A 13,432-nucleotide genomic window follows, 5' to 3' on the forward strand; every position below is an offset into this window, starting at 1 on the left:
AGGTTAGCTCCTGTCGATCTCGGCACGCAGCGCAGCCAATGCCGCGTCGATGCCCGCCGCCCCCTTACCGGAACCCTGCGCCAGATCCGCCTTGCCGCCCCCACGGCCGTTGACCACCGCGCCGAACGGCTTGACCAGTTCGTTCGCCCGCAGCCCGAGGTCCTGGGCGGCCGCGTTGACCGCCACCACGAACGGCACGGTGTCGTTCTCGCCCTCGGCGATCAGCGCGACGACCGCCGGTTCGCTGCCCAGCTTGCCGCGGATGTCGCCGACGAGCGTCCGCAGATCGCCCGCCGACATCCCGCCGGCCATCCGCTGCGCCACGAGTCGGACCTTACCGACATGCTCGGCTCCGGCGACGGCGTTGACCGCCGCCGCGCGCGCATTCGCCAGCCGCATCCTGTCGAGTTCCTTCTCCGCGGCGCGCAGGCGCTCGACGAGGCCGGCCACCCGGGCGGGGACCTCTTCGGACGGCACTTTCAGCGTCGAGGCGAGCCCGGCCATCAGTGCACGCTCCTTGGCCAGGTGCCGGAACGAGTCCAGACCGACGTAGGCCTCGACGCGGCGCACGCCGGAACCGACCGACGACTCACCGAGAATCGTCACCGGGCCGATCTGCGCGGAGTTGCGCACGTGGGTGCCGCCGCACAGTTCCAGCGAGAACGGGCCGCCGATCTCGACCACCCGCACCTCGTCGGGATAGGCCTCGCCGAACAGCGCCATCGCGCCCATCGACTTGGCTTTCTCCAGGTCGGTGGTGAAGCTGTGCACCTCGAAGTCGGCCTCGACGGCCTGGTTGGTCACCTCTTCGATCTGTGAACGCTGGTCTTCGTTCAGCGCGCCCTGCCAGTTGAAATCGAAGCGCAGGTAGCCGGGCCGGTTGAGCGAACCGGCCTGGACCGCGTTCGGGCCGAGGACCTGCCGCAGCGCGGCGTGCACCATGTGGGTGCCGGAGTGGCCCTGGGTGGCGCCGTGGCGCCAGCGCGGGTCGACCGCCGCCACCACGGTGTCGCCTTCGACGAACTCGCCGGATTCGACGGTGGCCCGGTGCACCCACAGCGTCTTGGCGATCTTCTGGACGTCGGAGACCGCGGCCTTGGCGGTTTGCGAGGCCCCGGTTCCGGTGATCGTGCCCTCGTCGGCGATCTGGCCGCCGGATTCTGCGTAGAACGGGCTGCGGTCGAGGACGAGTTCGATGCGGTGCTGGGCGGTGGCGGTGTCGTGGCCGACGACGGGCACCCGCCTGCCGTCGACGAAGATCCCGAGGATCCGCGCCTCGGTGGTCAACTCGTCGAAGCCGGTGAACTGGGTGGGGTGGGTGTCGACCAGATCGCGGTAGGCGGTGAGGTCGGTGTGCGCCTGTTTGCGGGCGGCGGCGTCGGCCTTGGCACGCTGCCGCTGCTCGGCCATCAACCCGCGGAAGCCTTCTTCGTCGACGCTCAGCCCGGCCTCGGCGGCCATCTCGAGGGTGAGTTCGAAGGGGAAGCCGTACGTGTCGTGCAGCGTGAACGCGTCGGTCCCCGACAGCACGGTGGCCCCGGAGGACTTCGTGGTGCGGGCGGCGTCGTCGAACAGCCGCGACCCCGACGCCAGCGTCCGGTTGAACGCGGTCTCCTCGGCGACCGCGATGCGCTGGATGCGGTCGAAGTCCCTGCCCAGCTCGGGATACGACGGACTCATCGCGTCGCGCACGGTCACCATCAGCTCGGCCATGATCGGCTGTTCGACACCGAGCAGCTTGGCGGCCCGGATGATGCGGCGCAGCAGGCGGCGCAGCACGTAGCCGCGTCCCTCGTTACCGGGGCTGACGCCGTCGCCGATGATGATCGCCGCGGTGCGGCTGTGATCGGCGATGATCCGGTAGCGCACGTCGTCGGAGTGGTTGCCGCGCCCGTACCCGCGCGGAGCGATACCGGCGACCAGGTCGATCGCGGGGCGCAGCAGGTCGGTCTCGTAGACGTTGTCCACGTCCTGGAGCAGGCAGGCGACCCGCTCGACACCCATGCCGGTGTCGATGTTCTTGCGGGGCAACGGCCCGAGGATCTCGAAGTCCGATTTCGAGGTGCCCTCACCGCGCTCGTTCTGCATGAACACGAGATTCCAGATCTCGATGTAGCGGTCCTCGTTGGCCTCGGGTCCGCCGTCGATGCCGTATTCCGGTCCGCGGTCGTAGTAGATCTCCGACGACGGGCCGCACGGTCCGGGGATCCCCATCGACCAGTAGTTGTCGGCCATTCCGCGGCGCTGGATGCGCTCCAGCGGCAACCCGGCCACTTCCTGCCAGAGGCTGATGGCTTCGTCGTCGTCGAGATAGACCGTCGCCCAGATCTTTTCGGGATCGAAGCCGTAGCCGCCCTGGTCCTGCGGATTGGTCAGCAGGGTCCAGGCGAATTCGATGGCGCCCTTCTTGAAGTAGTCGCCGAAGGAGAAGTTGCCCGCCATCTGGAAGAACGTGTTGTGCCGGGTGGTGATGCCGACCTCGTCGATGTCGGGCGTCCGGATGCACTTCTGCACGCTGACCGCGCGGTCCCACGGCGGTGTGCGCTGGCCCAGGAAGTAGGGGACGAACTGCACCATGCCGGCGTTGACGAACAGCAGGTTGGGGTCGTCGAGGATCACCGAGGCGCTCGGCACCTCGGTGTGGCCCGCTTTCACGAAGTGATCGAGGAAGCGCTTCCTGATCTCGTGTGTCTGCACGTCTGAGGCATCCTTATCAAGGTCGGGTAATTCGACCGATCTACAGTACCCGCCGCCGTCGTCGCGCCGTAGCGCCGACGACCGTGCTCACGCCGTCAGGAAGCTCAACCGCACCGTACGGCGCGGATTGTCCCGGTTGAGGTCGACGAGCACCACGCTCTGCCACGTCCCCAGCAGCGGTTCGCCGGCCTGCACCGGAACTGTCACCGACGGCGACACCAGTGCGGGGAGCACGTGGTCGGCGCCGTGCCCCGCCGAACCGTGTGAGTGCCGATAGCGGTCGTCGCGCGGGAGCAACCGCTCGAGCGTGTCGAGGAGGTCGTCGTCGGATCCCGACCCGGTCTCGATGAGCGCCACCCCCGCGGTGGCGTGCGGCACGAACACGTTGCACAGGCCGTCCCGGCGCTGCGCGCAGAACGACCGAACGGCATCGGTCAGATCGACGATGCGGTGGCGGGAGGTGTCGACATCGATCACATCGGTGTCCATGGCGCCCAGCGTACGAGCCGCCCCCGCACGCCATTGCCCCGCCCGATCCGGCGGAGGACAGTGAGGGGTGAACCGGTGGCGCCACCGGGGCGCTGCCCGTCACCCGAAAGGGGGTGAGGCTGTGTTCGCACGCACAACCACAATCGAGGCACGGCCGGGCGCCGTGGACGCGGGCATCGCCCACATACGCAACGCCGTGATGCCCGCCCTGCGAGACATGGACGGCTGTGTCGGACTGTCCCTGTTGGTGGATCGTGAATCGCACCGCTGCATCGCGACCACCGCCTGGGAGTCGGCCGAGGCGATGCGCGACGCCGCGGAGCGGGTGCGACCGGTGCGCGAGCGTGCCGCCGAGGTCTTCGGTGGCGCGGCGCTGGTCGAGGAGTGGGAGATCGCGGTGCTGCACCGCGCACACCGGGCGGGTGCCGGGGCCGGGGTGCGGGCGACGTGGCTCAAGGCCCGTCCCGAGCAGTTCGACCAGGCGGTCGCGTTCTACCGTTCCGAGGTGCTGCCCTCGATCGAGGAACTCGCGGGGTTCTGCAGCGCCAGCCTGATGATCGACCGCACGTCCGGGCGGGCCGTTTCCTCGGCGTCGTTCGACACCATGGGGGCGATGAACCGCAACCGGGACCAGGCCCGCTCGCTACGCACCGCCCGCTTGCGCGACCTCGGCGCCGACCAACTCGACGTCGGCGAGTTCGAGCTGGCCATCGCGAGCCTGCGCGTTCCCGAAATGGCCTGACGCCCATGCGATTGACGCGACCGTTTATTGCGGTTCGCGGCCGGGTACCTCCGCTGCACCCACACCTCCTGGAGGAGCCATGACAGTCACCGGCATTATCAGCGCAATCATCATCGGCATCGTCGTCGGTGCCCTCGCACGTCTGTTCCTGCCAGGCAGGCAGAGCATCGGCATGATCGTGACCATCCTGGTCGGCATCGTGTCGGCCCTGATCGGCACAGCGGTCGCCCGCGCCATCGGCATCCCGACCGCGACCCGCGGCGTCGACTGGCTGGAGTTGTTGGTCCAGATCGTCGTCGCCATGGTCGGTGTGGCCCTCGTGGCTGCGCTCATGGGTCGCCGCCGCGGCGGTGCGGTGGGCGGCGGCCGGCGCTCCGGCATGATGCGCTGATCGAGCCCCCGCGAGCCCGGCCGACGCCTGTCGGCCGGGCTTCGCATTGTCGGCGCTTCCCCACAATGCGCTGATTCGGCCGTCCGCTATGACCTCCGCCACCTGGGCGACGAGTCAGGATAGCCTTACTTACCGCCGCGTTGTACTGTGCCTGCGTGACGCCGAGGACTACCCCGACCGCTTCCCGTGAGCACACCCACTGCACATCCAGCGAATGTCTCCAGATTAGCTGCCGACCGTCAGCCAGGATTCGGCGATGAACTCTCTGGCATCGGCGCTGACCGATTCCATGACCGGCGCCGGTACCGATCTCGTGCTGCTCGACCGCGAGAGCGGAGCCTGGCAGCGGTACCCGTGGCCCGAGGTGCACGCGCGGTCGACGAACGTCGCAGCGCGTATCGGCGACACAGACGCGTCGGCCGTCGGCGTCGTCGGCGAACCGACCGTCGAGTTCGTCGCGTCGATCATCGGAGCCTTCCTCGCCGGCCGGGGCGTCTCTGTGCTCCCGGGTCCGGTCCGCGGCGCCGCGGCCGACCAGTGGGCGCACAGCACGCTGGCCCGCTTCGCCGGCGCAGGCGTCAGCCACGTGCTGAGCCAGGGCACCTACCTCGAGCAGCTGCGCGCGGCCGACGCCGTGGCGGTGGTCGACGACATGACGGGGTGGGCCGGGCAGGCACGATCGGGACCGTTCGAGGCGCCGACGCCGTCCGGTGACGTCGCGATCCTGCAGGGAACCGCGGGTTCCACCGGCACGCCTCGCACGGTGCGGTTGTCACCGGATGCCGTGCTGGCGAACCTCACCGGCATCAATGCCCGCACCGAAGTGCGACCGGGCGACGTCGGGTGTTCGTGGCTGCCGCTGTATCACGACATGGGGTTGAGCTTCCTGCTGTCCGGGGCGCTCGCGGGCGTCGAGACCTGGCAGGCCCCCACGACGGCGTTCCAGGCGTCGCCGTTCCGCTGGCTGACCTGGCTCAGCGACAGCCGGGCGAGCATCACCGCGGCACCCAACATGGCGTTCGGCATGATCGGCAAGTACGCGCGCCGCGTCACGGGCGTCGACCTGTCGCACCTTCGCGTCGCGCTCAACGGCGGCGAGCCGGTCGACTGCGAGTTGACCGCACTGTTCGCCACCGAGATGGCGCGCTTCGGCTTCTCCACCGGCGCGTTGGCGCCGTCGTACGGTCTGGCCGAGTCGACATGTGCGGTCACGGTTCCGGCGACCGGCGCCGGGTTGCTCACCGACGAGGTGGCGGTCGTCACCGGCAACGGGCGGTCGGTCCGCAGGCATGCGGTGCTGGGCCACGCGATTGCGGGCATGCAGGTCCGCATCTCGCCCCGCGATGGGGAATCCGGCGTGTCCGGTCGGGACGTCGGCGAGGTCGAGATCCGAGGATCCTCGATGATGTCCGGTTACGTTGGCGACGACCCGCTCGATCCCCGGAGCTGGTTCCCCACCGGCGATCTCGGTTACTTCACCGACGGCGGCCTGGTGGTGTGTGGCCGGGCCAAGGAGCTCATCACAGTGGCCGGACGCAACATCTTCCCCGCCGAGGTGGAGCGCGTGGCCGCCCAGGTGCCGGGGGTACGCGAAGGTGCGGTCGTCGCGGTCGGTACCGGCGAAGGGTCGATCCGGCCGGGTCTGGTGATCACCGCGGAGTTCCGCGGCCCCGACGAGGCCGGCGCGCGCACCGAACTGGTACAGCAGGTGGCGTCTCAGTGCGGTGTGGTGCCCTCGGATGTGGTGTTCGTCAAACCGGGCTCGCTGCCGCGCACGTCGTCGGGCAAGCTGCGCCGCCTGGCGGTCAAGCAGACCCTGGAAGGCGGGTCGTCTCGCTGATCCCGATCCTGTCGTGTAAGCGCGCCAACGGTTTCGGCGACCACCAGTTCCACCGCCCCAGAACCCGCATGAACGCGGGCACCAGCACCATCCGCACCAGCGTGGCGTCGGCGAGCACCGCCAGGCTCAAGCCCAGTCCGAACATCCTCATGAACGACACGTTCGCGGCGATGAGTGCGGCGAAGCTGATCGACATCACCAGCGCGGCCGCGGTGACGACCCGGCCGGTGCGTGCCAACCCGAGCGCGACACTCTCGGTCACGTCGGCCGCGGTGCGCGCGGACGCCAGCCAGAACTCGCGGATCCGCGACATCAGGAACACCTCGTAGTCCATCGACAGCCCGAACGCGATGCAGAACAGCAACACCGGGATGTTGGCGACGAGTGTCCCGGTGGACGTCGTGCCCAGCCCGCCGAGGTGGCCCTCCTGGAAGATCCAGACCATGGCCCCGAACGCCGCGCTGAGCGAGAGCACGTTGAGTGCCAGCGCTTTGAGCGGGAGCACCACGCTGCCCGTCAACAGGAACAGCAGGCAGAACGTGGACAGGGCGATCAGCCCGAGCACGAGCGGCAGGCGCGAGGTGATGGCGGCGACGCTGTCGCGGTTGCTCGGTGCGACGCCGGCCAACTCGACCGACCGGCCGTCGGGTCCGGCCACCGCGTGCAGGGCATCGAGTTGCGCTTCGGACCGATCCGAGAACAGCGGCGCATCGGTGGACACCGTGACGAATGCGCTCCCTTCGCGCACGCCGGTGGCCGCCGTCGGCGGACCGGTCCGCAGTCCGTCCGCATAGGTGCCCGACGGCGCCGACACCGACGACACATCCGCCACGCGTGACAGGTCGGCGGCGTAGCGACTGAGCGCGCTGTCGCTCACCCCGCCCGCGTCGGGGATCACCACGCTGACCGCCGTGGCCGGGTCGCCGGCGAACTCCGTGCGCAACTGGTCACCGACCTCGTGCGCCGACGCCGAGTGCGGCAGGACGCGGTCGTCGGGCAGGCCCCACCGCACCCCGAGGAACGGCACGCCGAGCAGCACCAGCAGCGCGATGCCGGTCAATCCGATCGGCACGGCGCGCCGCATCACGAATTTCGTTGAGCGGTACCAACATTGGCGATCCACCGGCACGGGCGTCGGCTCGGGCCGGCGTAGCAGCCGCCGACCGAACCGCCGCACGTCGAGGGCATCGATGCGATCGCCGAGCACCGCGATCGCCGCCGGGGTGAGCACCAGGGCGGCCAGCGCCGCGAAGACGACCGTCGCCACCCCGGCGTACGCGAACGACTTGAGGAAGTACATCGGGAACAGCACCATCGTGAGCATCGGCAGCGCGACCGTGGTCGCGGAGAACACGACGGTCCGGCCCGCGGTCGCCATCATGCGGGTCAGCGCGGCGTCGCGCCCGGCGCCGGCGGCCAGCTCGTCGCGATAACGGCTCACCATCAACAGCGTGTAGTCGATCGCCAGGGCGAGCCCCATGGCCATGCACAGATTCAGCGCGAAGATCGACACGTCGGTGAAGAACGTGATGAGGTGCAGCACCGCGAGCGATCCGACGATCCCGATCACGCCGACACCCACCGGGACCGCGGCGGCCAGCAGTCCCCCGAACACCCAGACCAGGACCAGGAAGCTGAACGGGATCGCGATCGACTCCATCACCAGCAGGTCTCGCCGGGTCTGGGCGGTGATCTGGTTGTTGACCATCGCGACGCCGCCGGCCCGCACCGTCACGCCGTCGCGGTCGACCCGCTCCCCTCCGATGGCGTCGACGAGTTGTTCGGCGTAGCGGTCGCTATTCGCCTCACCTCCGGTGACTCCGGCGACCACCAGGCCCGTGCGGCCGTCCTCGCTGAACAACTCCCGCGCGGCGGGACCGGTCGCGGTCCACGCGGACGTCACCGACGCGACGTGCGGTGAGCTGCGCAGCGTGTCCACGATCTCGGTGCCCACCGCGCGGGCGGCGTCCGCGGTCGCTCCCCTCGGTGAGGTGACCGTGATGAGCAGCTGGGCGTCCCCCTGGTCGAACCGCTCGGCGAGCAGCGCTGCGGCACGGGAGGATTCGGCCGCAGGGTCCTCGAAACCGCCGGCCGCCAGTTTCCCGGCGACCGGGACCCCGAACACCGCCGCGGCCACCGCTGCCAGCAGTGCGGCCGCGATGATGCGCCGCGGTGCTGCCAGGGAGACGGCGGCGATCCGGGCCAACACGCCACGCTGGGGCACGGCGACATCGTGCCTCATCCCGGCTTCGCATGGTGGCCTACCGACTGTTCCGTCACAGCCGTCGCGTATCCCAGCGCGACGTTCTCGGCGCGGATGCGGACGTTGAGCACCAACACGTTGGCGATGCTGAACACGATCGCGGTGACCCACGCCGAGTGAATCAGCGGTAGCGCCGCCACCTCCGCGACGACCGCGGCGTAGTTGGGATGATGCACCCACCGGTAGGGGCCGCGCCGAACCAACTCGGCGCCGGGGATGACGATCAGCCGCGGGTTCCAGTGCTTGCCGAGCACCGACACACACCACCAGCGGACACCGGTGCTGGCCACCACGACGGCCACCATCGTCCAGCCCAGCCAGGGGATGAAGGGCCGGTGCGCGCCCCAGACCTCGACGATGCACGACACCAGCAGCAGTGTGTGCATGGCCACCATGACCGGATAGTGACCACGCCCGAATTCTCTGCCGCCGTTGGCCATCGACCACTTCGCATTCCGGCGGGCCACCACGAGCTCCAGCAGCCGCTCGACACCGACGGCGAGGATGAACAGGTAATACATGGGCGTTCCTCACCAACTCAGCAGGAGCAGTTCGAAGCTGAACCCGGGACCCATCGCCAGCATGAGCCCCAACGATCCCTCGGCCGGTCGTTCGGCGAGGGTGCGGCCCAGCACGTCGAGCACCGACGCCGACGAGATGTTCCCGTAGTCGCGCAGGGAATCCCAGCTGTGCCGCAGCGCCTCGGCGGGCATGCCGACCGCACCCTGGATCGCTTCGAGCACCTTGGGTCCGCCCGGGTGGCAGACCCACGTGGAGATGTCGGCGGTGGTGAGGCCGTGGTCGGCGAGGAACCGGTCGACCTCGTCGCTGAGGTGATCATCGGCCATCTTCGGCACGTCGCGCGACAGTACGAGTTGGAATCCGCTGGAGCTGATGTTCCAGCCCATGACGTCGGCCGTGCCGGGGAACAGCCTGCTCCGGGTGGCGAGTACGCGCGGTGCGCGATGTCCGTCCGACGAGGCCCGGTCGGCTCCGGTCGCCACGACCGCGGCGGCGCCGTCACCGAACAGACACAGCCCGATCAACGCGGGGATGGACATGTCGTCACGCTGCAGGGTGAGCGAGCACAGTTCCACCGAGAGCAGGACGGCGACGTGGTCGGGGTAGCCCCGCAGATAGTCGTGGACGCGTGCCAGTCCGGCCGCGCCGGCCACGCATCCCAGCCCGAACAGCGGTATGCGTTTCACGTCGGGACGGAATCCCAGGCGGGAACAGATGGTGGCGTCGATGGTCGGCACGGCCACACCGGTGCTCGACACCGCGATGATCGCATCGACCTGGTCGGGTCTGATGCCTGCCGCGTCGAGGGCCGACCGGACGGCGCGTTCACCCAGTTGGTCCGCCACCTCGACGTAGGCAGCGTTGGCTTCGGTGAAGCCGGTCAGCGTCGGATAGCGGTGCAGTGGCAGCGCCAGGCTTCGGTACTCGACGCCGCTGGTGCGGGCGAAGCGGGCGAAGGCGGGGTCGGCGAACTCGGTGAGTTCACGTGCCACCTCCTCCTGGGTGTGTCGGTTGGAGGTGAAGGCCATGGCCGTCCCAGCGATCCGGGGGGCACCCCGGTGGGCTGTGGCGGTGGAACTCACCGGGGCGAAAACTGCGGTATCTGTCATACCCGATCAAACGGCCGCGCTTCGATTTGGATACCCCGTCAACCGCCATCGTGAAATATGAGACAACGGCGGGAAATCAACCTACAGAAGGCGTATAACACCAGTTCACAGATGGTTTCTGGCAGAATTCTTCGAATCTGACAATGGAATTCGCAATGTCACAGAAATGGTGGATTAGCTGAATTGTCACTGCGGACTCGATGGCAGGGAACTGTGCGCTCACGCCTTTCAGTGGGAAATCGACGGCAGCAATGTGTCGAGCCGTTCGTAGCCCTCCGTCATGCCACCTTCCATGCCCGAGCTCAGCAGCGCGTCGCGTGCGTCGGTGTTCGGGCAGATCGAGCGGCCCCGCAGCCTGCTGCGCCGATCACCGAGGTCCTCGAACCACATGAACTCGATGTTGACCATGTCCGGTGCGCCCTCGAACTCGAAGGTCTGGATCACCAGATCGTCGCGCACCGTGTGGAAGACGCCGTTGAACGCATACGTGCCGTTGTCGTCGGAGTGCAGATAGCGGTAGCCGCCGCCGGTGCGGAAATCCCACCGCTCGATGGACATCTCGAGACCGTACGGACCGAGCCACTGCCGGACCAGATCCGGTTCGGCATGCGCGCGAAACAGCGCTGCCACAGGGGCGTCGAAGTCCCGGGTGTAGTCCATGGCCAGTGTGTCCACCGGCGCGACGAGATCGAGTGCCTTGTTCATGTGCGTCCTTCCTGTTGGGTGTCGGCCGTGCCCGCCAGCAGGGCGTCCAGCCGGCGGTAGTTACGTTCGGCGTCGAGGCGGTACCGGTCGATCCACCCGGTCAGCCGCTCGAGGGCGGCGGCGTCGAGATGCACCGGGCGGCGCTGTGCGTCGCGGGTCCGCGTGACCAGACCCGCCTGCTCGAGGACCGAGATATGCCGCGACACCGCTTGTTTGGTGATGGCGAACGGTTCGGCGAGTTCGTTGACCGTGGCAGGCCCCCGCGCCAGCCGGGCGACGATGGCCCGCCGCACCGGATCGGCGAGCGCCATGAAGGCTCGATCCAACCGCTCGTCGACTTCCATAAGTCAACTATATCCTTGATAAACGCTTTTGTTGACTACGACGGTAAGACTCCGCCGCACCCGTGTCAAGGGAACGTCAGCGCCGCTTGCGGATGATGGCGCGCAGCCGTTCGAGGCGACTGCTGATCTCGCGTTCGGCGCCACGGCCGGTGGGCCGGTAGTAATCCACCCCCACGAGTTCGTCAGGTGAATACTGCTGCCGCACAACACCGTCGGGGTGGTCATGGGAGTAGACGTAGCCGACGGCGTTGCCGAGCTTGGCGGCACCGGAATAGTGGCCGTCTCGCAGGTGCGCGGGCACCTGCCCCGCTTTTCCGTTGCGGACGTCGTTCATCGCCGCGCCCAGGGCCGTGGTGACCGCGTTGGACTTCGCGGCGGTGGCCAGATGAACGGTGGCGTGCGCCAAGGTCAGCTGCGCCTCGGGCAATCCGATCAGCTGCACCGTCTGGGCCGCGGCGACCGCGGTGGGCAACGCGGTCGGATCGGCCATGCCGATGTCCTCGCTGGCGAGGATCATCAGTCGGCGCGCGATGAACCGGGGGTCCTCCCCCGCCACCAGCATCCGCGCGAGGTAGTGCAGCGCCGCATCGACGTCCGAACCGCGGACCGATTTGATGAACGCGCTGACGACGTCGTAGTGCTGGTCGCCGTCGCGGTCATAGCGCACGGCGGCCTTGTCGAGGGACTGTTCGACGATGTCCACGGTCACGCGCCCGTCGGCCGCCGCGGCCGACTCGGCCGCGACCTCCAGCGCCGTCAGCGCCCGGCGCGCGTCACCGGCCGACAACTGGACGATGAGATCGACCGCATCGTCGCTGACCTCGACAGTGTCGCCGAGCCCGCGCGGATCGGCGACCGCGCGGCGCACCACCGCGGCGATGTCGTCCGGGGTCAGCGGCTGCAACTGCAGGATCAGCGACCGCGAGAGCAGTGGCGCCACCACCGAGAACGACGGATTCTCGGTGGTCGCCGCGACCAGCAGGACGATGCGGTTCTCCACCGCCGCCAGCAGCGCGTCCTGCTGCGTCTTGGAGAAGCGGTGCACCTCGTCGATGAACAGGACGGTCTGATGGCCCCTGAGGACGCCTTGACGAGCGCTCTCTATGACGGCGCGGACTTCTTTCACCCCCGCCGACAGCGCCGAGAGCGCCTCGAAGCGGCGACCGGTCGCGTGTGAGATCAGCGAGGCCAGCGTGGTCTTGCCGGTGCCGGGCGGACCGTAGAGGATCACCGAGGCGGCCCCGGAGCCCTCCACCAGGCGGCGCAGCGGCGAATTGGGCTTCAGCAGGTGTTCCTGGCCGACCACCTCGTCGAGGCCGGCGGGGCGCATGCGCACCGCCAGCGGTGCGGACGCCGGTGCGCCGGACGCCGGCCCGTCACCCTCACCGGGCAGATCGAAGAGCGAGTCGGACACGTCTTGTGCTTACCACGTCACCGCGACGCGGGCGCCGTCACGAAATCGATGAGCTCCTCGACGCGGCCGATCAGTTCGGGCTCAAGATCCGTCCAGTCGCGGACGCTGCCGCGGATGCGCTGCCACGCCCGGGCGATGTCGGCCTGACTGTCGTGCGGCCAGCCCAGCGCCGCGCACACCCCGTGCTTCCAGTCCACGCCGCGGGGCACCGACGGCCACGCCGCCATGTTCAGCCGGGCCGGTTTCACCGCCTGCCAGATGTCGATGAAGGGGTGCCCGACCACCAGCGTGTGCGCCCCGTACGGGCCGCGGCGCACCGCTTCGGCGATACGCGACTCCTTGGAGCCGGTGACCAGGTGGTCGACCAACACACCGAGCCGGCGACCTGGTCCGGGACGAAACTCTTCGACGATCGCGGTCAGATCGTCCACGCCGCCGAGGTATTCGACGACGACCCCCTCGATGCGCAGGTCGTCACCCCAGACCTGTTCGACGAGTTCGGCGTCGTGGCGACCTTCGACGTAGATGCGGCTCGCCAGCGCCACCTTCGCGCGCGCACCCGCCACGGCGACCGAACCCGAGGCGGTGCGCGCGGCCGCTGCGGGTGCGCGCCGCGGTGCGGTGAGGATCACCGGACGGCCGTCGAGGAGGAAGCCGGGGCCCAGCGGGAACGCCCGAACGCGGCCGTGGCGGTCCTCCAGTTCGACCCGGCCCGTCTCCACGCGCACCACCGCGCCGACGTAACCGGATTGCGCGTCTTCGACCACCATGCCCGCCTCGACGGGTTGCTCGGTGGAGCGCACGCGTTTCGGCGCATGGGGATTGCGGGCCAGCACGTCCCGGCCATAGCGATCGGTCACCGGGTGATCCTAAAGCGTGTCGGTGACGGCGTTCCGGGCCGAAGGTCTCCCCCGCG

Annotated in this window: 12 protein-coding genes; 3 read left to right on the forward strand and 9 right to left on the reverse strand. The window is 69.1% G+C overall.

The genetic code is table 11. From position 1 onward, the window contains the following. Positions 1-3: 3 nt before the first annotated feature. Positions 4-2,697 carry an alanine--tRNA ligase gene (gene alaS, locus I7X18_RS16065; RefSeq protein ID WP_193043069.1) on the reverse strand — a complete coding sequence of 898 codons (2,694 nt, stop codon included), beginning with the start codon at positions 2,695-2,697 and terminating at the stop codon, positions 4-6. Between the two features lie 87 nt (positions 2,698-2,784). Then, on the reverse strand, positions 2,785-3,186 hold the full coding sequence (locus I7X18_RS16070; RefSeq protein WP_193043070.1) for a secondary thiamine-phosphate synthase enzyme YjbQ: 402 nt from the start codon (positions 3,184-3,186) through the stop codon (positions 2,785-2,787). A gap of 121 nt (positions 3,187-3,307) precedes the next feature. Between I7X18_RS16070 and I7X18_RS16075 the strand changes: the two genes are divergently transcribed. From I7X18_RS16075 to mbtM, 3 genes are all read left to right on the forward strand, one after another. Continuing rightward, positions 3,308-3,928, forward strand: a complete 621-nt coding sequence (locus I7X18_RS16075) for an antibiotic biosynthesis monooxygenase (RefSeq protein WP_193043071.1) — start codon at positions 3,308-3,310, stop codon at positions 3,926-3,928. A gap of 79 nt (positions 3,929-4,007) precedes the next feature. Continuing rightward, positions 4,008-4,319 carry a GlsB/YeaQ/YmgE family stress response membrane protein gene (locus I7X18_RS16080; RefSeq protein ID WP_193043072.1) on the forward strand — a complete coding sequence of 104 codons (312 nt, stop codon included), beginning with the start codon at positions 4,008-4,010 and terminating at the stop codon, positions 4,317-4,319. A 256-nt stretch (positions 4,320-4,575) separates the two neighbouring features. Next, the gene (gene mbtM / locus I7X18_RS16085) at positions 4,576-6,159 is read left to right on the forward strand and encodes a long-chain-fatty acid--ACP ligase MbtM (protein ID WP_193043073.1); all 1,584 of its coding nucleotides are present in this window, start codon (positions 4,576-4,578) and stop codon (positions 6,157-6,159) included. Here mbtM and I7X18_RS16090 read toward each other — a convergent pair. The 7 genes from I7X18_RS16090 to I7X18_RS16120 form a co-directional block, all read right to left on the reverse strand. Next, complete coding sequence (locus I7X18_RS16090; protein ID WP_193043945.1) at positions 6,125-8,368, reverse strand: MMPL family transporter; 2,244 nt, start codon at positions 8,366-8,368, stop codon at positions 6,125-6,127. The two genes, mbtM and I7X18_RS16090, sit on opposite strands and share 35 nt — an antisense overlap. A gap of 29 nt (positions 8,369-8,397) precedes the next feature. Beyond that, on the reverse strand, positions 8,398-8,943 hold the full coding sequence (locus I7X18_RS16095) for an isoprenylcysteine carboxyl methyltransferase family protein (RefSeq protein WP_193043074.1): 546 nt from the start codon (positions 8,941-8,943) through the stop codon (positions 8,398-8,400). Positions 8,944-8,952: 9 nt separating this feature from the next. Next, on the reverse strand, positions 8,953-10,053 hold the full coding sequence (locus I7X18_RS16100; protein WP_193043075.1) for a type III polyketide synthase: 1,101 nt from the start codon (positions 10,051-10,053) through the stop codon (positions 8,953-8,955). 228 nt (positions 10,054-10,281) lie between these two features. Then, positions 10,282-10,758, reverse strand: a complete 477-nt coding sequence (locus I7X18_RS16105) for an SRPBCC family protein (protein ID WP_193043076.1) — start codon at positions 10,756-10,758, stop codon at positions 10,282-10,284. Further along, entirely contained in the window at positions 10,755-11,102 is a 348-nt protein-coding gene (locus I7X18_RS16110) for an ArsR/SmtB family transcription factor (RefSeq protein ID WP_193043077.1), read from the reverse strand. Before I7X18_RS16110 ends, I7X18_RS16105 begins: the two co-directional genes overlap by 4 nt. Positions 11,103-11,178: 76 nt before the next feature. Beyond that, complete coding sequence (locus tag I7X18_RS16115; protein WP_193043078.1) at positions 11,179-12,516, reverse strand: replication-associated recombination protein A; 1,338 nt, start codon at positions 12,514-12,516, stop codon at positions 11,179-11,181. Positions 12,517-12,533: 17 nt separating this feature from the next. Further along, positions 12,534-13,376, reverse strand: coding sequence for a DUF3097 domain-containing protein (locus I7X18_RS16120; RefSeq protein ID WP_193043079.1), 843 nt, complete (start codon positions 13,374-13,376; stop codon positions 12,534-12,536). Positions 13,377-13,432 lie beyond the last annotated feature (56 nt).

It is taken from the genome of Mycolicibacterium baixiangningiae (assembly GCF_016313185.1).
Taxonomy (GTDB): Bacteria; Actinomycetota; Actinomycetes; order Mycobacteriales; family Mycobacteriaceae; genus Mycobacterium; species Mycobacterium baixiangningiae.